We start from the raw sequence: 24585 nt of genomic DNA, 5'->3' as shown, positions 1-24585 counted from the left end.
GTTCGGAGCCATGCCCGCAACGCGCTTGTCGGCCGGCCTGAGGCACCGCTATGGCCGCGCTCACGGCGGCGTGACCGCGGGGAGCCAGACGATGCCGGATACGGACGACACCTACATCTACGACGAAGCGCTCGGCGAATGGCGCCCCGCCGGCGCGGCGGCGGCCGAGACGCCGGATGCGCGGGCGGCCGTCCGCGACGCCGCGGGCAACATCCTGGCCGACGGCGATGCGGTCACCCTGATCAAGGATCTCAAGGTCAAGGGCGCGAACCAGACCCTGAAGCAGGGCACCGTCATCCGGTCGATCCGCCTCACGGACGATCCGGAGGAGATCGATTGCCGCCACGACAGCATCAAAGGCCTCGTCCTGCGCACGGAATTCGTGCGCAAGCGCTGATCGCGCGGAGCGAAACGGGGCGGGCTCAAAGCGTGACGACGAGCCCGTCCTCGGCCGCGATGTAGCCGTCCGGCGGGTGCGCGATCATCTCCGGGCTCATATGCGTGAGCATCAGCCGCTTCGGGGCGATCTCGGGCAGGCGCCGCTTCAGCGTCGCCCAATCGAGGTGGAATTTGACCGGACGCTCCACGGTGTAGCCCTCGGCGATCATCAGGTCCGCCCCGCGCCCTGCGGCGACGATGTCCTCCACCCACTCGGTGTCGCCGGTATAGCTGACGACCTTGCCCGCCGCCTCGATCCGCAGGGCGTGCGCGGGCGCGCCGGAGGGGTGGCACATGGTGAAGGCGGCGGCACGTACGCCCCCGGTCTCGACCGGGCGCCCGGCTTCCATCTCCACGACCTCGACGGAGAATCGGCGCTCGGCCGTGCTTGAGCCGGGAAACAGCACCTCCATCGCCGCCGGAAGGCGCGTCGCCGTGCCCGGCGGCCCGACCACGGTCAACGGCTCCGTGCGGCCGCTGACGAGCTGCCCGTCGAGGATCAGCCAGGGCAGGCCGCCGAAATGGTCGCCGTGAAGATGGGTGAGGAACACCGTGCGGATGCGGTTCGGCTCGACGCCGAAGCGCCGGATCGCGATGAGCGCGGAAGCGCCGCAATCGATGAGGAAGGCGCCGCCGGACGCATCGACGTGGAAGCAGGTGTTGAAGCGCCCGCCCGAGCCGAACGCGTCTCCGCAACCGAGAACTTGGAGCTGCATGGTTCACTCTCCCTGCTTTCGATCCCGGCGGGGATCTCGGTCACTGGGCGCCGCGATCAATCATCTCCGGTCGACATTGATCGCGCTCGTTCATCGGCGGGCGTCTCCCGCGTCTCGGTGAGAGGCAGGTCTACTGTCCCGAGAGCCCGGTTTCGTTTCATTTGTTAATCTGCTGGAAAAGGACAAATTCGGCGTTCCATACTGAGTTTCGCGTTCCGGCAGGGTGTGGATGCTGCCGCTGTGCGGCATGGAATTGCTTCTCCGGAGACAACATCCGGAAAAATACTAGTCCAGTGAGCCGGGCGCAGTATCCCGCGGCTTGCGGAGGTGCCAAATTCAGGCCGTGCGATCGCGTTCGTTCCGTTGTTCTCGCCGGCTTCATGACGATCCATTCCCACCCCTTTCCCGCTGCCATCCGCTCGGCCGCGATCGAGCCGGCCGGCATTCTGTCGGACGAGGGCGCAGCCCTGATCGACCGGATCTACGAGGCGGCGGCCCTGCCCGAGCTGTGGCGCGAGGTTCTGATCGAACTCGCCCGCTTCGCCGGCGCGCCGGAGGCGGTGATGATCGTTTCGACCGGGACGCACTATCGCGACTTCGTGACGACCTCTCCCGAGTTCGACGCCGTGGTGAACGACCATCTGCGTTTTCCCGGCAACGTCCGCACGGAGCGGCTTCTGGCGTTGCGCCATCCCGGCTTCCTCACCGACCTCGACGTCGTGACGGAGGAGGAGATCGCGACGCTGCCGCTCTATCAAGACTTCCTGATCCCACGGGGTTACGGTGCGGGCACCGCGACGACCGTCCTCGTGCCGAGCGGCGACAGCGTGATCGTCCATTGCGAGCGCGCCCGCGCCGAGGGCGATTTCGGCCCGCAGGTGCTTTCCGCCCTCAACGGCCTTCGCCCCCATCTCGCACGGGCCGCCCTGCTCTCCGCACGCCTGGAAATGGAAAGGGTGACCACCACGACCCGGACGCTCGAAGCGCTCGGCCTGCCGGCGGCCGTGCTCGGAAGCGGCGGGCGGGTCATCGACGCCAATCCTTCCCTGGTCGCGATGATGCCCCACACCCTGAGCGACCAGCCCTTGTGGCTCGCCGTGGTCGATCCGGCCGCCGACCGGCTGCTGCGTGAAGCCGTGGCACAATCCGCTCAGCCGCGGGCGATGCCGGTGCGCTCGATCCCGATCGCCGCCAGCGGCGAGCGTCCCCCGGTGATCCTGCATCTCGTGCCGATCCGCGGCGCGGCCCACGACGTGTTCGTCCGCGCCCGTTTCGTGCTGATCGCCACACCCGTCGTGGCGCAGGACGTGCCGAGCGCGGACGTGGTCCAGGGGCTGTTCGACCTGACCCCGGCCGAGGCCCGGCTCGCCGCATTGATCGGGGCAGGCGATGCCCCGGCGCCGGCCGCGGCCAAGCTCGGGATCACCCCCAGTACTGCCCGTTCCGTGCTCAGGCGCATCTTTCAGAAGACCGGCGTGTCGCGCCAAGCCGAGCTCGTCGGCCTCCTCGCCGGCCGGGGCGCCGGGTCGGGATTGCACGAATAACGGACGATGCGCCGGCCGATACTCAGCTATGGCGTCGGCCAACTCGCAACTTCTGAAAAACCGCTCTATAAGCCCGGCTTCGCGCGAGGCGGGAGGGCCCGCGCGCATCACCCGATCGGGTGAGCGGAGAGAGTATCATGGCCGAGCGGTGGACCCCCAAAACCTGGCGCAACCTGCCGATCCAGCAGGTCCCGTCCTATCCGGATGCGTCCGCGCTCCAGGCCGTCGAGGCGCAACTCGCGAGCTTTCCGCCGCTCGTTTTTGCCGGTGAGGCGCGCAAGCTGAAGGCGGCCCTGGCGCGCGTCGGGGCGGGCGAGGCCTTCCTGCTGCAAGGCGGCGATTGCGCCGAGAGCTTCGACGAGCACTCGGCCGACAATATCCGCGACTTCTTCCGCGTCTTCCTGCAGATGGCGATGGTGCTCACCTTCGCGGGCGGCTCGCCCGTGGTGAAGGTCGGCCGCATTGCCGGGCAGTTCGCCAAGCCGCGCTCCTCGCCGACCGAGACGCTCGACGGTGTGGCGCTGCCGAGCTACCGCGGCGACATCATCAACGGCCTGACCTTCAACGAGGAGGCGCGGATCCCCGATCCGCGCCGCCAGCTCGAAGCCTACCGGCAGTCGGCGGCGACGCTGAACCTCCTGCGCGCCTTCGCCACCGGCGGCTACGCCAACCTCGAGAACGCGCATCGCTGGATGCTGGGCTTCGTGAAGGACAGCCCGCAATCCTCGCGCTACCGCGATGTGGCCGAGCGGATGTCGGATGCGCTCGACTTCATGCGCGCCATCGGCATCAACCCGGAGACGCATCAGGAGGTCCGCACCACGGACTTCTACACCAGCCACGAGGCGCTGCTGCTCGGCTACGAGGAGTCGCTGACCCGCGTCGATTCGACGAGCGGGGACTGGTACGCCACCTCGGGCCACATGCTCTGGATCGGCGACCGCACCCGCCAGCCGGACCACGCCCACGTGGAATATGCCCGCGGCATCAAGAACCCGATCGGCCTCAAATGCGGGCCCTCGACCACGGCCGAGGGGCTGATCCGCCTGATCGATCTCCTCAACCCGGAGAACGAGGCCGGCCGCCTCAGCCTGATCTGCCGCTTCGGCGCGGACAAGGTCGGTGACCACCTGCCGGGGCTGATCCGCACGGTGCAGCGCGAGGGCCGCAACGTGGTGTGGGTGTGCGATCCGATGCACGGCAACACCATCGCCGCCGGCCGCTACAAGACCCGGCCGTTCGAGCGGGTGATGCAGGAGATCGAAGGCTTCTTCGGCGTGCACCGCGCGGAAGGCACGATCGCCGGCGGCATCCATCTGGAGATGACCGGCAAGGACGTGACCGAATGCACCGGCGGCGCCCGTGCGCTGACGGCCGACGACCTTCAGGACCGCTACCACACCTACTGCGACCCGCGCCTCAACGCGGAGCAGGCGCTGGAGGTGGCGTTCCTGACTGCCGAACTGGTGAAGCACGAGCGCGCCGAGATCGAGCACCCGCGCCTCGACGCGGCGGAGTAGCCTCGGTCCGATCGGAATGCGAAAGGGCGGGTGCGATCGTGCAGGATCGTGCCCGCCCTTTTCGTTGTGCGCATCCATGTGCAGCGAAGGCCCCTGCGCCCCGACCCGCAGCCGACAAAAGATTTCGGCGAAGCACCACATCGGCGCGCGTCAAGAATGTTTCTCGCGACCGAGCTTGGTTATCATCCTCTTAAGCAATCGGCTTCGGAGGCGGCATGGCGGTATCGGCGACCAGAAAGACTTCTCGCATTCGCAGTCTCTGGCCGAGTTTGAATCCGAGAGTGCCATCCGCCGCCGCGCCTCTGCTGGACCGGCGCTCGATCGACCTGAGCCCGATCGAGGCCGAGGTGCGACGGCCGCCACATGACCTCACGGCCAACGAACTCATCGCCATGGCCCGCGCCGCCCGGGCGCGCCGCCTCGATCCGTGAGCGGACGTTCCACCGCTCGGTGACGGCGAAGTCCTGATTCTGCGGCCGCGACGGCCAGAGCATCGTCCTGGATATCGGATCCAGGACGATGCTCTGGCCTTTTGTTTTTACATCATCCCGAAAGCCGGCAACCCGCTTTCGGGATGATGCACTGGGCGGGCGCCTACTGTACCAGCGCCAGACGGCTGCGTGCCTCGGTCGCCCCCGTGCGGATCGGAGGCTCGCTGTGACCGGCGAAAAAGTCCTCGACCATCTCGCGCAGGATCTCGGCCAGGTCGCCGCCGCGATCCGCCTCGACATGCACGTCGCTGCCGATGCAGCGGCCAAGGCCCGGCGTCGTGTTGCTCGCCAGGCTGAGGAGCCGCTCGTTGTACTCGGCGCCGAGTCCGTTCACCGCGATGAAGTTTCGCCCACCCAGCACGGGGCCGTACTTCACGGTGATCCGGTGCTCCTGATCGGTATCGTTCTGCAGCGTGGCGGTGAAGCCGACGAAATCGTCGCGATCCACCTCCGGGGCGGGGCAGGTGATCCGGCCGTGCTCGATACCGTCCTCTTCCAGCACCTCGGCCATCAGGTTCAAGGCCTCGGTGATCGGAGCCAGCGCCCGAACGCCGTCCTGAAGAAGCTGGGCCTGGATCCGATGCTTCTGCGCGTCGGCCGCACGCAGGCGAGCCCGGAAGCGGTTCTTGATGTCGAAGGGGTTCGTCATGGATGGGTCCCCGCTCGAATGTTCGGCGCCCTTTGATCGACTTAGAAGTTAGGAAGACAGGTAGTACACGTCAAGCTGATGCACAGTATTCATGCCTGCTTGGACGCTGGGCTCTTGCTTCATTATGTGACTTGGATGTTTTTTGTGCAGAATAGGGCGGCGCGGTATTGGTGCGGTGCACGCGCGCAGCGCCGGGCCGGCCTTCCGCCCGCCCCTGCATTGCGCTCCCTCACGGAAAGCGCGTATCCGACAAACCGACCTTTTCCGGAGTCGTTCCCCGCCATCAGCGGCCGAGCACCGACGGAGGACGAGCGGGAGCGACGCGCCTTTGGCCAACACCAGCCAAGACACGACTGATCAGGACACGACCAGCCAAGGCACGACGAGCGAAGGCACGGCGAGCGAAGGCACGACCCTCGCGAGCATGACCGGGTTTGCCCGCTCCGCCGGCACGACCGGCGCGGTGCAGTGGTTGTGGGAGATCCGCACCGTGAACGCGCGCGGACTCGACATCCGCGTGCGCGTGCCGAACGGCTTCGAGGCGGCGGGGGAGGGAGCTCGCGCCGCCCTGTCGAAGGCGCTCTCTCGCGGCCAGTGCCAGCTTGGTCTGACCTTGACGCGGCCCGAGGCGGCGGTGCGTGTGCGCATTGATGAGCACCTGCTGGCGAGCCTTGCCGCGGCGGTCGCCCGCGTGCCGCGCCCCGCCGAGGTCGGCCCTGCGACGCTCGACGGCCTGCTCGCCGTGCGCGGCGTCGTGGAGACCGAAAGCGAAGCCGGGACCGACCCTGAAGCGCTCAATCGGGATCTCGCAGCTGGGATCGAGACCCTCGTGGCCGACCTCGTCTCCGCCCGCCGGGCGGAAGGGGCGCGGCTCCACGCGGTCGTGAGCGGCCAGATCGCGGACATCGCCCGCCTGACCCAGGCTGCCGAGGACTGCCCCGCCCGCCGGCCCGAGGCGGTGCGCGCCCGGCTTGGCGAGGCGGTGGCAGCACTCGTCGGCGCCGGGGGGCTCGACCCCGACCGCCTGCATCAGGAGGCGGTGCTGCTCGCTGCCAAGGCGGATGTGCGCGAGGAACTCGACCGCCTGCGTGCCCACCTCGCGGCCATCGGCGAGCTGCTGGCTCAGGGCGGCGCGATCGGCCGGCGGCTCGATTTCCTGGCCCAGGAACTCGGCCGCGAAGCCAACACGCTGTGTGCCAAGGCGGGCGACATCAGCCTGTCGCGGATCGGACTCGACTTGAAGGCCGTGGTGGAGCAATTCCGCGAGCAGGTGCAGAACGTCGAATGAGAGCGAGAGACATGCGCAGCGGAAGTTTCGCCCGATGACGCAGGACGCCACGCACGGCCGCCCGGACATCGCCCGGCGCGGGCTGATCCTGATCCTGTCCTCGCCCTCGGGCGCGGGCAAGACGACACTGACCCGTGCCATCGCCCAGCGGCCCGAATGGGGCCTCGACCTGTCGATCTCGGTGACGACGCGCTCGCGCCGCCCTTCGGAGATCGACGGGCGCGACTACCGCTTCATCGACCGCGAGGCGTTCGAGGATCTTCGCACGCGCGACGACCTGCTCGAATGGGCCGAAGTCCACGGCAACTTCTACGGCACGCCGCGCCGCCCGGTCGAGAAGACCCTCGGGCAGGGCCGGGACATGATCTTCGACATCGACTACCAGGGCACCCGCCAGGTCCGGCAGCGGCTGCAGGACGACGTGGTGACGGTGTTCATCCTGCCGCCGAGCTTTTCCGAGTTGCGCAACCGCCTGGAGCGACGGGCGGAGGACGCCCCCGAGACCATCGAGCGGCGGCTGGCCAACGCCCGCAACGAGATGCAGCGCTGGAGCGAGTACGACTACGTCATCGTCAACGACGACCTCGACGAGTCGTTTCGCGCGCTTCAGTCGATCCTGGCCGCCGAGCGCCTCAAGCGCACCCGCCGCACCGGCTTGCCGGGCTTCGTCGACGGGCTGCTGGCGGAGGCCGGGCAGGGCGGCTGATACGGTTTCTAGAGCATCATCCCGAAAGGTGGCTGCCGGCTTTCGGAAAAAGATGATGCAAAGACAATAGGCTAGAGCATCGTCCTGGATCCGATATCCAGGACGATGCTCTAGCCTATCACTTCGGTTATCGCGTGTGTCCCCCTCTCCCCGCCCGGCGGGGAGAGGGGGCGCCTCACTCTGCTGCCGTGCGCGGACGATCCGAAAACGATTCCTCGACCTGGGCGGCGTGCAGGCGGCGGTAATAGCCGTCGCCGGCCAGCAGCGCGTCGTGGCGGCCCTGCTCGGCGATGCTGCTCTCGGCCACCACCACGATGCGGTCGGCGTGGCGGATGGTGGCCAGCCGGTGGGCGATGACGAGGGTCGTGCGCCCCTCCGCCAGCTCGAACAGCGAGGCCTGGATCTCCCGCTCGGTCTCGGTGTCGAGCGCCGAGGTCGCCTCGTCGAGGATCAGGATCGGCGGGTTCTTGAGGAAGGCGCGGGCGATCGCGAGCCGCTGCTTCTGCCCGCCCGACAGCTTCACGCCGCGCTCGCCGATCACCGTGTCGAGCCCCTCGGGCAGGGCGGCGATCAGCCCATCGAGCCGGGCGCGGGTAGCGGCGTCCATGATCTCGGCCTCGCTCGCACCGAGACGGCCATAAGCGATGTTCTCGCGGATCGTGCCGGCAAACAGGAACACGTCCTGCTGCACGATGCCGATCTGCCCGCGCAGCGAGGCCAGCGTCAGGTCGCGGATGTCGTGGCCGTCGATGGTGATGCGCCCGGCTTGCCCCTCGTAGAAGCGCGGAATCAGCGAGAGGAGCGTCGTCTTGCCCGCCCCCGAGGGGCCGACGAAGGCCACCGTCTCGCCCGCGCGGATCGTCAGATCGACGCCGGCCAGCACCGGCCGGTCCGGGCTGTAGCCGAAGCGCACGCCTTCGAAGCGGATCTCGCCCTTGAGCGGCGGGGCGGGGATGGCGCCCGGCCGGTCGGCGATGTCGGGCTCGGTGGCGAGTAGTTCCTGGTAGCGGCGAAAGCCGGCGATGCCCTTCGGGTAGGTCTCGATCACCGCCCCGATCTTCTCCAGCGGCCGGTAGAACACCGCCACCAGAAGCAGGAAGCCGACGAACCCGCCGGCCGTCAGGTCGCCGCGCACCACGAAGGCGGCGCCGCCCAGGAGCACCACGATCTGCACGAGGCGCAGGCCCAGATAGTTGATCGACAGGGCGCCCGCCATCAGCCGGTAGGCTTCGAGCTTGGTGGTGCGGTATTTCAGGTTGTCGGAGGCGAACAGCGCCCGCTCGTGCGCCTCGTTGGCGAAGGCCTTCACCACGCGGATGCCGCCGACATTCTCCTCGATGCGGGCGTTGAAGGCCCCGACGCGCCCGTACTGCGCCTGCCAGTTGCGGGTCATGCGCCCCCCGTAGCGGATGACGATGAAGGCGATCAGGGGCAGGATCGCCAGCGTCATCAGTGCCAGCGGCGCGTGGACGAGGAACATCAGCGCGAAAGCGCCGAACAGCGTCATCACCGCGATGAACAAGTCCTCGGGCCCGTGATGGGCGACCTCGCCGATCTCCTCGAGATCCTTGGTGACGCGCGCCACCAGATGGCCGGTCTTCTGCCCGTCAAAGAACCGGAACGAGAGCTTCTGCAGGTGGTCGAAGGCGCGGGCGCGCATCTCGGTCTCGATGTTGATGCCGAGCACGTGGCCCCAATAGGTGACGACCACCATCAGGCCGGCATTGGCGACATAGAGCAGCGTCAGGCCCATGGCCGCGAGCAGGATCAGGCTCCAATCCTGCTGCGGCAACAGCCGGTCGACGAAGGCTTTGACCGCGAGCGGAAAGCCGAGTTCGAGCAGGCCGGAGAGGACGGCGCAGCCGAAATCCACCAGGAACAGCGTCCGGTGCGGCCGGTAATAGGCGAGGAAGGCCTTCAGCATGGCGTGGCTGTGACGGGTCTTCTGGCCCGGAAGCGGGCGGCTCTCCGGCGCATAGGCGAGGGCGCGTCGTCGCGCCAGCGGCGCCGACGCGGGGCGGCCCTCACGAAGCCGCGTGGTCGGCTGCCAGCGTCCGGCCGATCGCACCGCGCAGGAGCAGCACGGCCAGCCCGTAGAGCGGCACCGCGAGGGCGAAGTAGGCGGGCCAGCCGACCGCCCCGGCGAGTGCCGGCGCCCCGACCCGCAGCGGCAGGGCGGCGAAGAAGGCGGCGCCGAAGAGAAGCGCGTAGTCGGTGGCGGGCTGCGGCCCCTGGGCCCAGCGGTAGATCATGTTGAAGACCGGCACGCCGAGGCCGCCGCCGCACAGGATGCCGAGAACCGCTGCCGCGAGGCCGAGATTCGGCACTCCCTGCGCGGTCGCCCACAGCATGAGCAGGCCCGACCCCGCGACGCCGAGGGCGGAGACGGTGATGAGCGGCAGCGTGCCGACGCGCCGCACGAGGAGGCCGGAGACCAGCGCCATGACGAGGTTGATGCCCGAGGCGAGCCCGCCGGTGACGAGGCCGACTTGCGCGAGCGGCACGCCGAGGTCGAGCAAGGCGAGGTTGTTCGAGCCGGTGAGCGCGAACATCGCCGCGAAGTAGAGGCCGAGCACCAGCACGCGCCCGCCGAGCAGCCGCAGCCGTCCGAGCGCCAGAGGACTGCGCTGCGCCTCCGCCGAGACCCGCCGCAGGGCGCGCTCGGGATAGCGCAGCATCGGCAGGAGGCAGAGCCCGTTCAGCACCGCCACGGCAAGCACGGCGTTGTGCCAGCCGAGCCGGTCGTACTCGGCGATCAGCACCCCGGCGCCGAACAGGCCGCCGAGCGAGGCGCCGCAGAGCTTGGCCGAAGCGACATAGGGCCGGCGCTCCGGGCCGACCGTCTCGACCACGAGGGCTTCGAGCGCGATGTCCATGGTGGCAACGCAGAAGCAGGTCGCGAGTGCGAGCCCGAACAGGAGCGGCAGCGGCCAGGCCTCGCCCCGACTCAACACCAGCAGCAGGGCGATGGTCGCCCCCTGCATCAGCACGATCCAGCCGAGCCGGTGCGGCAGGCGCGGCAGGTGGATGCGGTCCACGAGCATGGCCCAGAGGAAGGTGAGCCCGACCGGCAGGTTGATGAGCTGGAGGAAGCCGACCTCGGCGAGATCGATGCCGCGGGCCCGCAGGATCAGCGGCGCGCCGCCGGTGAGGAAGCCGAGCGTCGTGCCGAAGGTGATGTAGAGGCAGAAGAACGGCGCCAACTGCGCCGCCCGACCGAAATCGTCTCGCTCAGGCATCGCCGCCTTGTCGCATGCGGGTTCGAGACCGCTCACGCACTCGAACCCCCTCGATCGACCGGAGGGCTGCCGCGAACCCGCCCCTGTCCATCTGTCATCCCAGGTCCTTCGCGCCGCGATGCCGACTCACCGCTCCATCTCACCGCTTCACGGGCCGCCCGGCGCATGTCGGGGCTGCGAATGGCTCCGGTGCGGTCGCAGGGAGGGCCCGTGGGGGTGCGGCCCGCGCGGCGTTGCGGATGGCTGCGGCTCGAACCGCCGTTCAGCGCATGACATACACGTCGGTGCCGACGGTGACGCGCCCGAACAGGTCGGCGATGTCTTGGTTGTACATGCGGATGCAGCCGTAGGACGCGAAGGTGCCGATCGAATTCGGCCGGTTGGTGCCGTGGATGGCGTATTCGCCGCCCCGCAGAGTCATCGCCGCCACGCCCATCGGATTGCTCGGCGAGCCGCCGCGAATGAGGTTGGGCAGGCGCGGGTTGTCGCGCTTCACCTCCGCCGGGGGCGACCAGTCGGGCTGGTAGTACTTGCCGTCGATCTGCGTGGCGCCGCTCCACTGCTTGCCCGGCTTGCCGACCGCAACGGGGTAGCGGATCGCCGTGCCGTCGCCGTTGACGAGGTAGAGCCGGCGCTCGGTGGTGCGCACCACGATCGTGCCTGCTCCGATCCCCTCGGCGAAGGGTACGACTTCCCGAGCCTGTGCGGCACCGGCCGCGCACAGCACTCCTGCGAGCGCGCCCGCGAGACGCACCCTGTACTTGATTGTCCTGAACATCGAAGACCGCCTTACGAAGCTGGAGCGTAACTGTCGAAGACGATCCGCCGTTCCAGCTTGCCGTTCTGCTTTACGCGCGCAAGAAAGCGGGTCTCATGCACCGCCTCTTGGCAGCAGAGCGAATCCCGGGCTCGGAATTTCCCGAAAATTTTAAGTAACGGCGGCGAGTCCCGGCAACGTCCCCGGTGCTCCCTCAGCGCTCGTGGAGCCGGACCGCTTCCGGGTGCCGCTCCTGCCAGCCGTGGCGGACGAGTTCCGGGTCGGCATGCTCCTCGACCGGGTGGCCGACACAGAGATAGGCGATCAGATCCCAGCCCTCCGGCACGTCGAGGGCATCCGTCACGAGGCCGGGGTCGAGGATCGAGACCCAGCCGACGCCGAGCCCGTGGGCGCGGGCGGCGAGCCAGAAGGCATGGATGCAGGCCGCCACCGAGTAGCGCAGCATCTCCGGCATGGTCGCGCGGCCGAGGCCGTGGCCGGCGCCCGTCCCGGAATCGCAGAACACCGCGAGATGGACCGGCGCCTCGCGCAGGCCCGCGAGCTTCAGGCGGGCGTAGAGAGTCCGTTGTTCGTCGGCATAGGTCGCGCAGGCTGCGGCGTTGCAGCGCTCGAAGCTGGCGATGACCGCCGCGCGCCGTCGAGGCTCGGACACCCGTACGAACCGCCAGGGCTGGCTGTTGCCGACGGAGGGCGCCAGCGCCGCCAGATCGAGGCAGGTTCGCAGCGCGGCCTCATCGACCGGATCGCCGGAGAAGCGCCGCACGTCCCGTCGCCACGCGAACAGATCCGCGAGGCGGGCGCGGAAGGCGTCGTCGAAGAGGGGCGGAGAGGTCGCCGCGGGGGGAGGGGACTCTGGCATGGCCGCCGCTTCTCGCGCCGGCGGGCTCGGCTGCCAAGATGGTTATTGGGGGCTGCGGCCCCGGCTCCATGCCGCGAGTATCGTCCCGAGGGGTGGCACCGGCTTTCGGGCTGATGCACCAGCGAGAAGCGGGAGCCTCGACACGAAAAAAGGGCGGCGCTCCGAGGAGGCCGCCTGAAGTCCTTGGGTCTCGAAACCCCTGGATGCCGGCTTGCCGAGATCCGCGGCATTGCCCGAGGGCTGGGGAGCTCGGGTTCAGGCGCCGCCGCGGTGGACAGACCGACGAGGTTTCAGGTCACAGTGAAAGCGTGTCGCGGTGGCGATGGCAAGGCGAGTCTGCGGCGGGACGGTGAAGTTTGCCACCTCACCGTGCGGCGACGCACATGCGTCTCGCGCCCCGCGCCGAAACCCCGCTTCACCAACGATGGCCGGCGAAGCACCTTGCGGGTGCCTGCCGCGAGGCCCATCATCTCCCCCACGCCGCAGGAACGCCGGCACCGATACGGGAGTGACGATGAGCGAGGGGCAGAGCGTCGATCACCGCTCGAACGACCGGGACAGCCCAATGGCGCCGCAAGCGACGCCACAAGTCATCCCGTTTCCGTCGCCCACCACCCCGCAAGTCGCCTTCCAGCGCGACGAGTTGCGGACCATCTTCAACCTCTACGGACGGCGCGTCGCCGAGGGCGAATGGCGCGACTACGCCCTCGATTTCCGCCGCGACAAGGCGGTGTTCTCGATCTACCGCCGCGCTTCCGAGATGCCGCTCTACCGGATCGAGAAGGATCCCAAGCTCGCCCGCCGCCAGGGCGCCTACGCGGTGATCGCGGCGAGCGGCCTCGTGATGAAGCGCGGCAACGACCTCGCTCGCGTCATCGGCGTTCTGGAGGGGCCGCTGCGGGCGGTGTAATCCCCGCCTCCGAGGTCTCCGGAGGCGGGATCAGGCGGGGCGGCTACCAGCGCACGATGACTTGAGCCCGGACCGTGCGGGGGGCGCCGGGCAGGATATTGTTGTTGTTGTGCGCCGAGACGATGTAGTTGCGGTCGAACAAATTCTCGATGTTCACCTGCGCGCGCACATTTTCGTTGATCCGGTAGAACAGGCCCATATCGAAGCGCGAGTAACTTGGGAGACGCACGGTCTGATCCGAGGTCGCGAAGGTGTGGGACTGGTTGATGAAGCCGACGCCGACCGAGAAGCTCGGGTCGATGTCGAACTTGTTCCACAGCGTGATGGCGTTCAGCGGAACCAGCCCGACGAAGTTTCCGGCAACGATCGCCGGGGACAGATTGCTGGTGATGCGTGCATCTGTGAAGGCGTAGCCGCCCGCGATCGACCACCAATCGGTGAGGTAGCCGTTGGCGCCGATCTCCGCGCCCTGCGTGTTGGTCCGGCCCGAGGTCAGGAAGAAGCCGGCCCGATTCGGGTCGGGGATGCGCTGGTTGCTGCGGTCGAGGTTGAACAGCGCACCGGTGATCTGAAGCACGGGGGAGACGTCGTATTTCACGCCGACTTCGGTGTTCTCGAATTTCTCCGGCTGGGCGATGGCGAGCCCTGGGCTCAGCGTGCTGAACTGGTCGCCCGACGAGGGCAGGTACGAGATGCTGTAGCTTGTGTAGAAGGCGAGGTTCTGCAGCGGCTTCACGACGAGGCCGGCCCGCGGCGAGACCAGATCATCCACGCGGGCGTTGGTGACATTGGTGCGCCGGTCGGTCGCCGCGAAGTCGAAATGGTCGAAGCGCAGGCCGCCGATGAGTTGCACATGCTCGTTCAGCTCGACCTGATCCTGCACGTAGGCCGCGGCGAGGCCGAGGTCGTAGACGCTGTTGGCGCCGGTCGTATTGCGGAAGTTGATGCCGACCCGGCTCAGCGGCGCAAGCGGATTGACGGCAAGGCTCAGCGGCGCGCCCGGCGTCGCGAAGAAGCCTTCCTCGCGGAAGCTCAAGCCTTCCTGGTAGCCGAGTTCGAACCCGGCGAGCAGGGTGTGCTTCACGGGACCCGTCAGGAACTGGTAGGTGAGGTCAGTCTGGTTGAAGTAGTTCGTCCGGTCGGTCTGGCTGTTATAGGCCGAGATGTTGACCGCCGTTCCGGCCGCATTCACAGCCCCACCGGGGAAGACGTTCTGGTAGAATTTTTCGTAATCGGCGATGCGTGACTGGCTGCGCATCACGACGCCGTTCTCGAAGACGTGGTCGAGCTGCGCCGTGGCGATGTGGGCGTTGACGTAGGTCGGCGACAGGAACGGGTTGCCGAAATAGGTCGTCCGGTTGTCGCGATACCGGTAGGGCCGGCCGAACTGCGAGGGGAGTCCGCGATCGGTGGTGCGGTCGTCGTGGAAGAATTCGTAGGAGAGGCGCAGCGTTGTCTGCGGCCCGAGCAGGAACGTCATCGTCGGGTTCACGCCGTAGCGGCGGATATCGACGAAGTCGCGGTAGGTCGCCGTATCCTCGAACACGCCGTTCATGCGGAAGAACACACTGTCGGAGACGCGGTCGCCGACATCGAGCGCCACGCGCTTGTTCGCGAACTGGCCGCCCTGGGCCACGATCTCGCGGGTCGGGACGCCGTCGGCCTCCTTGAGCACGCGATTGATGACGCCGCCGCCGCCGCCGCGGCCGAAGATCATCGCGTTCGGCCCCTTCAGCACTTCGATGCGCTGGATGTTGTAGAGGTCGCGGTAATACTGCACATCGTCGCGGATTCCGTTGACGAAGAAGTCGGCATTCGAGCGCTGGCCGCGGATGATCAACTCATCGCGGTTGCCCTCGCCCTGGGCCTGGATCACGCCCGGCACGTAGCGCGTCGCCTCGCCGATCGACTGGAAGCCCTGGTCGAGGATCTGCTCCCGCGTGATGACCGAGACGGATTGCGGCGTATCGAGCAGGGGCGTCGGCGTCTTGGTGGCGCTCCGAGTCGCCTTTCCGAGATAGCCGACCGTGACGCCGCCCTGCGGCTCAAGGCGCAGGCCCCCGCGGCTGAGGCCCTCGACGGCCAATTCATCGAGCGCGACGGCGACAGGGGATGCCGTCACCGGAACGACAGGTTGTGCCTGTACAGGCCCTGCCAGTGCAGCGGTCGTCCCCGCCAGAATCGCAAAGGCGACTTCACTCGTTCCAGGACGTCTCAAGTTCAAGCCCCCGTCTTCTTCGTAATATTTGACGACGTCGTTCCGCCGTCTTGGCGGTCATGACGGCATCGCCTGACGGGGATCAAGCGGGTGGGGCTTTATAACAAACGACAGAAATCGTGCTTTTGCTTGGAATAATTCGCAATTTGCGGTCAAGTCGCTGAAACTGAGTGCCTATTTTTCAGCATAGAAGCGTTAAAATCTATACAATGCAGCAACAATGTTGCTGCGAAGGCACAGTATTGCTTGGAGCCATTGTAATCTGTACGCATGGTTTCGGCCCAGGGGGCGACGAGACGCCGACCGACACCAGGCGAATCGCGGCGGGCCCTGCTGTCCAATGTGCCTTTGACAGGCGCGAAGGTTGCGGAGCCTCGCCCTTTTCAGGTGGGAATGCGACTGGCTTGCGCGATGATGCCCTACCGGGCAGGCCGCAAAGTCGCGGCGGCTTCGGCGAACCGGCGGATCGCCGCCGGGTCGGGCTTGCCGGCGGGGACCACCCAACTTCCTCCGACGCAGAGCACGGCAGGATGGGCGAGCCAGTCCGCGGCGGTCGCCTCGGTGATGCCGCCGGTGGGGCAGAAGCGCACCTGTCCGAATGGCGCGGCGAGCGCCTTTAGCGCCTTCAACCCGCCCGCGGCTTCCGCCGGGAAGAACTTGAAGCGGTCGAGCCCGTGGTCGAGGCCGCGCATGATGTCGGCGGAGGTCGCGACACCCGGCAGGTAGGGAACGCCCGAGGCGAGGGCCGCCTCCGTCAGCGGCGCGGTCAGCCCGGGGCTGACGATGAACTTCGCGCCTGCCCCGATGGCAGCATCGAGGTCGCGCGCATTCAGCACCGTTCCGGCACCGACCACCGCGCCCTCGACGCTCGACATCGCCCGGATCACGTCGAGCGCCGCGGGGGTGCGGAGGGTGACCTCAAGGGCGGTGAGGCCGCCGCCGACCAGCGCCTCGGCGATGGGCACCGCGTCGGCGGCATCCTCCACCACCAGCACGGGGATGACGGGAACGGAGCGCATCAGCGCGTCGATGATGCTCATCGGGGTCTCCTCCGGTGTCGGTTCTGCTGATCGCGCGTCTTCGGGGCGATGCTCTAGAGCATCGTCCTGGATATCGGATCCAGGCCGATACTCTAGCCTTCTGATTTCACATCGTCTTTTTCCGAAAGCCGGGGACCACCTTTCGGGACGATGCTCTAAAGACCCGCCGCCGCCAGCATCGCCGAGCCGCCGCGCTCGGCCTCGTCGGCGCCCTGGCGCATGAAGGCGAACAGCTCGCGGCCGGTGCCGACGCCGTCCGGCGGCCGCACCGCGTCCTCGCGGCTGTCCCACTCGGCCGCATCGACCAGCACTTCCAGCAAGCCCTGCTCGGCCGAGAGCCGGACGACGTCGCCGTCGCGGATCCGGCTGATCGGGCCGCCGCCAATGGCCTCGGGGCTGAGATGGATCGCCGCCGGCACCTTGCCGGAGGCCCCCGACATCCGCCCGTCGGTAACGAGGGCCACCTTGTGGCCGCGGTCCTGCAGCACGCCGAGCGGCGGGGTCAGCTTGTGCAGCTCCGGCATCCCGTTGGCCCGCGGGCCCTGGAAGCGCACGACCACGACGACATCGCGCTCCAACTCGCCCGCCTTGAAGGCGGCGATGACGTCGTCCTGATCGGAGAAGACGCGGGCCGGGGCTTCGATGGTGCGGCGCTCGGGGTCGACCGCGCTGGTCTTGAAGGTGGCCCGACCGAGATTGCCCTTCACCAGCCGCATCCCGCCATCCGGCTGGAACGGGCGGGCGGGGGGGCGCAGCATGGCTTCGTCCAGCGGCTCGGCCGGCGCGTCCTCGAAGGTGAGATCGTTCCCGTCCCCCAGAAGCTTCGGGTCGCGGGCGTGATCGCGCAGGCGCGTGCCGGCGACCGTCAAGAGGTCGTCGTGCAGGAGGCCGGCATCGATCAACGAGGCGATGACGTAGGACATGCCGCCGGCCGCGTGGAAGTGGTTCACGTCGCCCGCGCCGTTCGGGTAGACCCGCGCGATCAGCGGCACCACGCCGGAGAGCCGGTCGAAATCCTCCCAATCGACGACGATGCCGGCGGCCCGCGCCATGGCCGGTATGTGGATCGCGTGGTTGGTCGAGCCGCCGGTGGCGAGCAGGCCGACGATGGCGTTGACGATCGCCCGCTCGTCGATGCAGCGCCCGAGCGGGCGATAATCGTTGCCGTTCCAGCCGATCTCGGTGAGCCGGTGGATCGCCGAGCGCGTCACCGCCTGCCGCAGCCGCGTGCCGGGATTGATGAAGGAAGCGCCGGGCATGTGCAGGCCCATCACGTCCATCATCATCTGGTTGGAATTGGCGGTGCCGTAGAAGGTGCAGGTGCCGGCCCCATGATAGGAGGCGGACTCGCTCTCCAGCAGTTCCGCGCGGCCGACCTTGCCCTCGGCATAGAGCTGCCGGATGCGCTGCTTCTCCTTGTTGGCGAGGCCCGAGGGCATCGGGCCGGCCGGGATCAGGATCATCGGCAGGTGTCCGAAGCGGAGCGCGCCGATGATCAGGCCGGGCACGATCTTGTCGCAGATGCCCAGCAGCGCCGCGCCCTCGAACATGCCGTGGCTGAGCGCGACCGCCGTGGAGAGGGCGATGGTATCGCGGGAGAACAGCGACAACTCCATGCCGCGCTGGCCCTGGGTGACGCCGTCGCACATGGCGGGCGTGCCGCCGGCCACCTGGGCCGTCGCGCCCACTTCGCGGGCGAACAGCTTGATCTGCTCCGGATAGCGTCCGTAGGGCTGATGCGCCGAGAGCATGTCGTTGTAGGCGGTGACGATGCCGATGTTCATGGCGCGGCCCGCGATGATCGCCGGCTTGTCCTCGCCGGATGCCGCGAAGCCGTGGGCGAGGTTGCCGCAGGCGAGCATCGGGCGGTGCACGCCCGCCTCCCTCTCGCGCTCGATCAGGTCGAGATAGGCACGGCGGCTGTCGCGGGAGCGCGCGATGACGCGCTCGGTGACCGCGGCGACCTCGGGATGAAGCTCCGGCATGGCTCGTTCGCCTCGTTCGGATATCGACGGCACGGACAGGCCCGCAAGAACGGGGCCCGCGCACCCCTTAACATGGAGAGACTCCAAACGGGATCACGCTTGTGAGAACGTTTTCATCAATCCAACTGCGAGCTTCGACGCGCGGAAATTTCAGATTGCGACGGCCTGTGCCACGTCGATCGTGCCGCCGCTCACCTCACCCGCGATCACCGCGAAGGTCCGTGCGCCGGGCCAGTCGTCGAATGGACGACTACGGCCGCCGCATGACTGAGCAAGCGAGGTGGAGAGGAGATGATCGATGTGGTCGGGAGGCATCTTGACCATCACCGTGAGAAACAACGCCACCGCGTCGTCTACGCCCGTCACGATAGCGGTCTTGTGGCCCTCTGCGCCTGAGCCGAAGATCGGCGGGGTGCCACCCGCCGATCCTCACCCCTGATCTCATACACGTTCGCATTCCTGCAAACGTCGCCAGTTCATTGAGCTGCTGCCGTCGCAGAACGGACGGAGCGAACGACGTCACGCCCCCGGCGCGGTCGCGATATCCCGCTCGACCTCGGCCGGATCGAGCACGTAGCGGCGCGAGCAGAACTCGCAGGTGATGGACACGGTGCCGTCATCCGCGACCATGTCCCGCCGCTCCTCGGCCGAGAACGAGCGGATCATCCCCAACACCCGTTCTTGCGAGCAGCGGCAGCGCTCGACCACGCTCTGCGCATCGAACACGCGCACGCCGCGCTCGTGGAACAGGCGGTAGAGCAACCGCTCGCTCGACACCGCCGGATCGACGATTTCGTGGTCCTCCACGGTGTTCACGAGGCTGCGCGCCTCGGTCCAGGCATCGTCGTCACGGGGGGCGCCGGTGAGAATCTCGTGGCCCTCCGGTGCGTCGCCGGGCGGAAGGTCGGCTTGGCGCATCCGGTCGGGCGAAGTCGGCAGGAACTGCACCAGCAGGCCGCCGGCCCGCCAGCGGCTCTCCCCGCCCTCCATCTGCTCGGCCACCGCGAGGCGGACCAGCGTCGGGATCTGCTCGGATTGCCGGAAGTATTGGTGCGCGGCTTCTTCGAGGCTTTGGCCCTCGAGAGCGACGACGCCCTGGTATCGGCTCTGGGTTGGCCCCTGATCGATGGTCATGGCCAGATGCCCGCGACCCATCAGGTCGGCGGCGCGCGCCTTCGGGCCGAGGGCGGCCACCGGCTCCGCATCGAAGCGGGCGGTGGCCCGCACCCGGTCGGGCGCCTCGAAATCGACCACCAGCATGTTCACCGGTCCGTCGGTCTTGGTCTGGAGCTGGAAGCGGCCTTCGAGCTTCAGGGAGGCGCCAAGCAGCACGGTGAGTGCCGCCGCCTCGCCGATCAGCCGAGCGACCGCGTCGGGATAGCCGTGGCGGCGCAGGATGGTGTCGATCGAGGGCCCGAGCCGCACCGCGCGGCCGCGCAGATCCAGCGCTTCGACGGCGAACGGCAGAACGGCGTCGTCGTCGCCTTCGAGCGAGGGTGTGAAAGAAGGGGCGTGTCCGGAGCTCATGGGCTCTCCGTATCCGGGCTGGATGAAAAAGAGGAGCGGGAGGGCGGCCGGTCCGGCGCCGTCGCGTCGAACCGACGGAGGCGCACGAACCGGCGCACGTCCTCGGCGCTCCTCATATGGGGGGCACCGTGCCCCGGCGCGAGACCGGCGCATGATGCCCTCGGCCGGCCCCACCACGCAAATAGTCCGCACGCGGCCGCACTTGTCGTTTCCGCATCGTCTTTCTTCCGAAAGCCGGCGGCCACCTTTCGGGACGATGCTCTGGCCGGACGGCTCAGAAATCCGTGTGCAACCGCGTGCCGAAGAAATCGGCCGGGCCCCGGTCGCGGTTGTAGGCCGGGTTCTCGACGTGCTGGTAGTCGAAGGACATCGTCACCGCCTTCGTCAGGTTCATCGCGTAATAGACCTCGACCGCCCGCTCCGGCGCGTAATTGTCGAGGCGGCCGTCGCCGATCAGGAGTCCGAGCCCGCCATTGGCGAAGTAGGCGCGGTGAGAGGTCGAGATCCGGTTCGCGGCGGCGCCGACGCCGACCGTGTCCTGCGGCCGGCCCCAGGCGGCGCCCTTGAGCGAGAGGCCGCCCGAGACCGAGCCGTCGATATCGGTGAAGGACAGGTTCTCGTTGCGCCCGTCGTTGACGCTCGCCCGCGCGAACAGGCCGAGATCGGCGGTCAGCGTCTGTTCGAGATTGACGTAGGCACCGCTCTTGCGCCGAGGCTCCCGCGTCGCGGCGGCCGCCGTGTTGATGTCGGCGAAGGCGCCCGTCTGCGTCAGTGCCACGATCTGCCGGAAGTTGGAGGTGTTGCCGACATTCGAGAACAGGCCGAGGCGTAAGCGGCCCGGCTGGTCGAGCACGGGCAGCGTGTGGCGCTCCTCGAACTCGATGACGGCCCCGGCCCGCTCGAACACCCGCGGGTCGAGCACGTCGGAGGAGGGCTCCTTGGGCACCTGCGTGTAGGCGGCGCGGACCGCAAATTCCGCGCGGTTGTACTCGACCATCACGCCTTGCGTGAAACCGGGGAGGTTGGCCGGGAAGTCCCAGGCGGCCGCGGCCCACAGGCCCCAGTTCATGAAGTCCACCCGCGGGTCGTGGGCGTAGACGTTGCCGTCGAAGAAGTCGCCGAGCGCGAACTTGCCGGCGATGACCGTGATGCGCTCGACGTCGCGCGTGCCGGCGATGGAGTTCGGCCCGTCCGGCACCGCTTCCGTCTCGCCGCCGAGCCCGAAGGTCTGGCGGACGAAGTAGCGGTTCGAGCGCAGCTTCGGGAAGGGGGCGCCGGCCTTCTGCGCCTCGCCGTTGACGAAGCCGGCCACGCCCAGCGTGCGCGACAGGCCGAAGCCCTGGCTGAATTCCGGATTGTAGTAGAGTTCGGTGCCCTCGAAGAGCTTGAGGCCGAGGAACAGCGTCGCGGTCGTCGTCGCCTGCGCCTGATCCGGCACGAGGCTCTGCGGCCCGCGATAGGGGGCGCGGAAGCCCGTCACGCCCTGGTTCACGAAGGTGGTCTGGCCGTGCAACGAGAAGCGGGTGTCCTTCGGGGGCTCGTCCTCTTCCTCCGGCACTAGGGTCAGCGCCTGTGGGTGCCAGATCAGCCGCGCCATCATCTGGTTGGAAACGAAGCCGGTGCGGGTCGTCACCGGTCCCCCGTCGAGGCCCGGCAGCGTGCCGAGGCCGAAGCGGCCGCTCTCGCCGAGGTCGCTGTAGCGGTAGTCGATCCCGAGCGAGAGATGCGGATCGACCGCGAATTGCACGCCGGCACCCAGCGTGAAGCCGAGATAGGAGACGTTGCGAGAGGCCGTCGCCGTCGGGCCGCCGGCCGGATCCGGAAAGGTGGCGAGCACCCGGCCGTTGGCACCCGTGAGCCCGGCGGTCGCGTAGATCAGGTTGTTGCCGAAGGCGTAGCCGAGCCGCGCGCGGGCGGCTCCGAACACGTCCGTCTTCTCGCGGATCAGCGCGAAGGGCGGATCGATCGCCTCGTAGCCGAAGCCCGGTGCATCGGAGCGTGCGCCGCGCTTGAGATTGGCGCCGGCGAGGTCGGCTTCGATCCCGTAGACGAGGGCCCCGTCCTGCCCGTTCCAGCCGGCAAAGGCGCCGCCGACCACCGTGGTGGCGTCGCCGCCGAGGTCGCGGCTGCCGGTAGCATCACCCGTCGAGAGCGTCCGAACGCGGCGCGCGCCGATCGTGGTCGGGCCGAAATCGTAATTGCCGAAGGAAGCGCCCGCGCTGCCCTGCACCCCGGCATAGAAGCCGGACCAATCGATGAAGCGGGGCGTTGCGCGCTCCGCGAGGTCCGCGGCCATGCCGGCGCAGGCATGAAAGCCGAGGATCGCGGCAAGCCCTGCCGAGACGGCCCCCTGTTTCGCGATTGTCCCCGCGCGCGCCTTGAACACTGCGCCAGCCCCCGCCGCCACCCCTTGAGCGGCCTAGCAGATGCCGTTGCCGCCGCAATGCGCCCACGACCCGCCGAAGCACGAGGCTTCAGAACGGTTGCGCGGGCGCCACGATGTCCGTGAGAAGCCGAAACATCCGACAGGACGATGACGGACGCGCCGTCACAGCCCGCGGAAAGGTGTGCGAAGCTGGGACGATCGCACGTAAGCGGTCCCAAAAAGATAAATAAGTGCCTGTGGGTGCTTGCTGCATCGCACCGTCACGCTAACTTTTGGGCGGACTTGATCCCCATCAGGTTTGTCGAACTTCAGGGCGCGCCAGCAAAGGCGCGCCCCTTTTTCCCTAAAATGTTCGGCGCGCATCACTCCGCGGGAGCGGCCGGCACCTTGGCCGGGGCCGGCTTCGCAGCGGTTTTCGCAGGGGTCGCGGCGGCCTGCTGGTTCACGTCCGGCACGCGGGTCCAGGTCTGCGAGCCGCACAGCACCTTGAGCATGCAGCCCTGCACGCTCAGTTCGCCCTCGCTCTCGCGCTCCAGGCTGACCTGATAAATCTTGCCCTCGTCGGCGTTGTAGATCTCGCCGGCAAAGCCCGCATCTTCCGGCTTGAGGTTTTCGAGGAGCGTCAGCCCGATGATCGGGCGTGCCCGCTTCTTCGGATCGGGGTTCTTCACATCGTTGCGCGGCGCCCCGGCGTCGTCGGTCGGAGATTTCAGCCACACCACCTTGCCGCAGGCGTTGCCGCCGCTCGGCCCGCAGCGGTCGATGCGGATCTTCGCGCGTCCGTCCCCCGTCAGCCACGTTCCGGAGAGGTCTTTGGGGGCGGCGAAGGCGGCGTTCGAGGCCAGGAAAGCGGCGAGACCGAGAGCGATACGCATGAATGGCTCCTGAGGCTGGGCCCAAAGATGGGCTGAGGCTTGCGGAGGAAGGGTCGCCCCGGCAGCGAGCGGGGGCAGGCGAACCGTCCACCCATTGAGCCGCCGCAATCCGGCGATTTTTCGGCGGTGTTGCGCTAAAGCCATGGCGGCGCCGAAAAAGGCCGAGCTTGCCGTGATTCCGCTCGCATGGGCATCCGTTGCCTGTCAGCGGGTTGACGGTGGTTGAGGGCCTACCGGTCCACCGCTATAAGCCCGGCGCGCCGGGCGCCAGCCGGGCCGTCGACTGCCGACACGGTCGATCTCTCGGGTGGCTTTCGAGCCCGCCCTCCTTCAGCGCGTCGCGCGACCCCTTTCTCCAACGAACCGGACCGGACCATGGCCAACGAGCGCACCTTCTCCATCCTCAAGCCCGACGCGACCCGCCGCAACCTCACCGGCGCGGTCAACGCCGTGATCGAGGCTGCCGGCCTGCGCATCGTCGGCCAGCGCCGCATCCGCATGACCCGCGAGCAGGCGGAGAAATTCTACGAGGTGCACAAGGAGCGCCCGTTCTTCGGTGAGCTGGTCGAATTCATGACCTCGGGCCCCGTAGTCGTGCAGGTGCTGGAAGGCGAGAATGCCGTCGCCAAGTACCGCGAAGTCATGGGCGCCACGAACCCGGCCCAGGCCGCCGACGGCACCATCCGCAAGCAGTTCGCAGAGTCGGTCGGCGAGAACACCGTTCACGGCTCCGACAGCGCCGACAATGCCCGTCTCGAGATCGCGCAGTTCTTCAACGACGCCGACATCGCCGCCTAAAGCACGGTTCTCGCCGGCTTTCGTAACAGGGCCGGCGAGAAACACGCTCGCGCTTGCGCGGGGCTGACCTTCCGGGCGCAATCCGGCCGAGTGTGACTCTCCTGCCCTAGCGGTGCAGGGCGAGCGGCCCGAAGAACGGAATCGATCGACGATTTCCCGTCTCTCTTCGGATTTTCGCTCCCATGCGCCTCACGTTTTCGCGCACCGGCCGCCTGCTCGTCGCGGCCGGCCTCGTGTCCCTGCTCGCCGCCTGCAACACCGCCGGCCGCTCGACGCAGTACACCTCGCTCGAAGGCTACGTGCCCGATCCGACGCTGAAGACCGCGACCAAGACCAACCTGACCGGCCGCGTGCGCCACGCCTGCACCGTCACCCAGGCCCGGTTCCAGAAGGTTCCCGAAGACGCGCTCGCCGCGCCCTGCGGCTGCTATGCCGAGCGTACGCTCTCTGCCCTCGACAAGGACGAGATCGCTTCCTACCGCACCACCGGCTACTTCAACGACAGCGCGCGCGCCAAGGCGCTGAACGCGCTCGATAGCTGCAAGCTGCCGCGTCCGGTCTGATGGGATAAGGGGCGGCGCTGAGCGCCGTCCCTTCGAGAGATGCAGGGCTCGAACC

22 protein-coding genes are annotated in these 24585 nt (G+C 68.2%); 9 read left to right on the top strand and 13 right to left on the bottom strand.

What is annotated here, in order from left to right; genetic code table 11:
• Positions 1 to 91: 91 nt before the first annotated feature.
• On the top strand, positions 92 to 397 hold the full coding sequence (locus tag MKK50_RS10985) for an alkylphosphonate utilization protein (protein WP_499022214.1): 306 nt from the start codon (positions 92 to 94) through the stop codon (positions 395 to 397).
• Between the two features lie 25 nt (positions 398 to 422).
• Here MKK50_RS10985 and MKK50_RS10980 read toward each other — a convergent pair whose 3' ends face one another.
• The gene (locus MKK50_RS10980) at positions 423 to 1154 is read right to left on the bottom strand and encodes an MBL fold metallo-hydrolase (protein ID WP_499022213.1); all 732 of its coding nucleotides are present in this window, start codon (positions 1152 to 1154) and stop codon (positions 423 to 425) included.
• A gap of 380 nt (positions 1155 to 1534) precedes the next feature.
• Here MKK50_RS10980 and MKK50_RS10975 point away from each other — a divergent pair, with 380 nt between their 5' ends.
• The 3 genes from MKK50_RS10975 (at position 1535) to MKK50_RS10965 (ending at position 4649) form a co-directional block, all read left to right on the top strand.
• Positions 1535 to 2698, top strand: a complete 1164-nt coding sequence (locus MKK50_RS10975; protein WP_499022211.1) for a helix-turn-helix transcriptional regulator — start codon at positions 1535 to 1537, stop codon at positions 2696 to 2698.
• Between the two features lie 137 nt (positions 2699 to 2835).
• Positions 2836 to 4218: a class II 3-deoxy-7-phosphoheptulonate synthase gene (locus MKK50_RS10970; RefSeq protein WP_499022209.1), complete on the top strand. Its 1383-nt coding sequence runs from the start codon at positions 2836 to 2838 to the stop codon at positions 4216 to 4218.
• A gap of 281 nt (positions 4219 to 4499) precedes the next feature.
• A complete protein-coding gene (locus tag MKK50_RS10965) occupies positions 4500 to 4649 on the top strand; it encodes a hypothetical protein (RefSeq protein WP_253373041.1) in 150 nt (49 codons plus the stop codon).
• Positions 4650 to 4812: 163 nt separating this feature from the next.
• On the opposite strand, the gene MKK50_RS10960 is transcribed toward MKK50_RS10965, so the two are convergent.
• On the bottom strand, positions 4813 to 5358 hold the full coding sequence (locus MKK50_RS10960; protein WP_499022207.1) for a hypothetical protein: 546 nt from the start codon (positions 5356 to 5358) through the stop codon (positions 4813 to 4815).
• A 424-nt stretch (positions 5359 to 5782) separates the two neighbouring features.
• Between MKK50_RS10960 and MKK50_RS10955 the strand changes: the two genes are divergently transcribed.
• Together MKK50_RS10955 and gmk are read left to right on the top strand one after the other, a co-directional pair.
• Positions 5783 to 6646, top strand: a complete 864-nt coding sequence (locus MKK50_RS10955) for a YicC/YloC family endoribonuclease (protein ID WP_499022284.1) — start codon at positions 5783 to 5785, stop codon at positions 6644 to 6646.
• A 34-nt stretch (positions 6647 to 6680) separates the two neighbouring features.
• Entirely contained in the window at positions 6681 to 7352 is a 672-nt protein-coding gene (gmk, locus tag MKK50_RS10950; RefSeq protein WP_253373035.1) for a guanylate kinase, read from the top strand.
• 175 nt (positions 7353 to 7527) lie between these two features.
• Here gmk and MKK50_RS10945 read toward each other — a convergent pair whose 3' ends face one another.
• The 4 genes from MKK50_RS10945 to bluB form a co-directional block, all read right to left on the bottom strand.
• Entirely contained in the window at positions 7528 to 9276 is a 1749-nt protein-coding gene (locus MKK50_RS10945) for an ABC transporter ATP-binding protein (RefSeq protein ID WP_499022282.1), read from the bottom strand.
• 100 nt (positions 9277 to 9376) lie between these two features.
• On the bottom strand, positions 9377 to 10591 hold the full coding sequence (locus tag MKK50_RS10940) for an MFS transporter (protein WP_499022206.1): 1215 nt from the start codon (positions 10589 to 10591) through the stop codon (positions 9377 to 9379).
• Between the two features lie 262 nt (positions 10592 to 10853).
• A complete protein-coding gene (locus MKK50_RS10935; protein WP_253373033.1) occupies positions 10854 to 11369 on the bottom strand; it encodes a L,D-transpeptidase in 516 nt (171 codons plus the stop codon).
• Positions 11370 to 11562: 193 nt separating this feature from the next.
• On the bottom strand, positions 11563 to 12228 hold the full coding sequence (gene bluB / locus MKK50_RS10930; RefSeq protein ID WP_499022204.1) for a 5,6-dimethylbenzimidazole synthase: 666 nt from the start codon (positions 12226 to 12228) through the stop codon (positions 11563 to 11565).
• A gap of 514 nt (positions 12229 to 12742) precedes the next feature.
• Between bluB and MKK50_RS10925 the strand changes: the two genes are divergently transcribed.
• Positions 12743 to 13138: a DUF2794 domain-containing protein gene (locus MKK50_RS10925; protein ID WP_253373028.1), complete on the top strand. Its 396-nt coding sequence runs from the start codon at positions 12743 to 12745 to the stop codon at positions 13136 to 13138.
• Positions 13139 to 13181: 43 nt separating this feature from the next.
• Here the strand turns inward: MKK50_RS10925 and MKK50_RS10920 are convergent, their stop codons facing one another.
• The 7 genes from MKK50_RS10920 to MKK50_RS10890 all read right to left on the bottom strand — a co-directional run bounded on the left by MKK50_RS10920 (position 13182) and on the right by MKK50_RS10890 (position 23169).
• Entirely contained in the window at positions 13182 to 15356 is a 2175-nt protein-coding gene (locus tag MKK50_RS10920; RefSeq protein WP_499022201.1) for a TonB-dependent receptor, read from the bottom strand.
• A 419-nt stretch (positions 15357 to 15775) separates the two neighbouring features.
• The gene (gene eda / locus MKK50_RS10915; protein WP_499022199.1) at positions 15776 to 16396 is read right to left on the bottom strand and encodes a bifunctional 4-hydroxy-2-oxoglutarate aldolase/2-dehydro-3-deoxy-phosphogluconate aldolase; all 621 of its coding nucleotides are present in this window, start codon (positions 16394 to 16396) and stop codon (positions 15776 to 15778) included.
• A gap of 155 nt (positions 16397 to 16551) precedes the next feature.
• The gene (edd, locus tag MKK50_RS10910) at positions 16552 to 18381 is read right to left on the bottom strand and encodes a phosphogluconate dehydratase (protein ID WP_499022197.1); all 1830 of its coding nucleotides are present in this window, start codon (positions 18379 to 18381) and stop codon (positions 16552 to 16554) included.
• Positions 18382 to 18531: 150 nt separating this feature from the next.
• Positions 18532 to 18747, bottom strand: a complete 216-nt coding sequence (locus MKK50_RS10905; RefSeq protein ID WP_499022195.1) for a hypothetical protein — start codon at positions 18745 to 18747, stop codon at positions 18532 to 18534.
• Between the two features lie 153 nt (positions 18748 to 18900).
• On the bottom strand, positions 18901 to 19908 hold the full coding sequence (locus tag MKK50_RS10900) for an Hsp33 family molecular chaperone (RefSeq protein WP_499022194.1): 1008 nt from the start codon (positions 19906 to 19908) through the stop codon (positions 18901 to 18903).
• A 274-nt stretch (positions 19909 to 20182) separates the two neighbouring features.
• Complete coding sequence (locus MKK50_RS10895) at positions 20183 to 22294, bottom strand: carbohydrate porin (RefSeq protein WP_499022192.1); 2112 nt, start codon at positions 22292 to 22294, stop codon at positions 20183 to 20185.
• Between the two features lie 362 nt (positions 22295 to 22656).
• On the bottom strand, positions 22657 to 23169 hold the full coding sequence (locus MKK50_RS10890) for a DUF2147 domain-containing protein (RefSeq protein WP_499022190.1): 513 nt from the start codon (positions 23167 to 23169) through the stop codon (positions 22657 to 22659).
• Between the two features lie 375 nt (positions 23170 to 23544).
• Here MKK50_RS10890 and ndk point away from each other — a divergent pair, with 375 nt between their 5' ends.
• Both ndk and MKK50_RS10880 read left to right on the top strand, forming a co-directional pair.
• Positions 23545 to 23967, top strand: coding sequence for a nucleoside-diphosphate kinase (ndk, locus tag MKK50_RS10885; protein WP_253373012.1), 423 nt, complete (start codon positions 23545 to 23547; stop codon positions 23965 to 23967).
• A gap of 182 nt (positions 23968 to 24149) precedes the next feature.
• A complete protein-coding gene (locus tag MKK50_RS10880; protein ID WP_253373010.1) occupies positions 24150 to 24530 on the top strand; it encodes a hypothetical protein in 381 nt (126 codons plus the stop codon).
• Positions 24531 to 24585: the final 55 nt, after the last annotated feature.

The sequence above is a fragment of the Methylobacterium sp. J-043 genome, assembly GCF_022829505.1.
Taxonomy (GTDB): Bacteria; Pseudomonadota; Alphaproteobacteria; order Rhizobiales; family Beijerinckiaceae; genus Methylobacterium; species Methylobacterium extorquens_A.
Note: the sequence above shows the minus strand (reverse complement) of the source record. Positions and strands in the feature narration are given on the sequence as shown.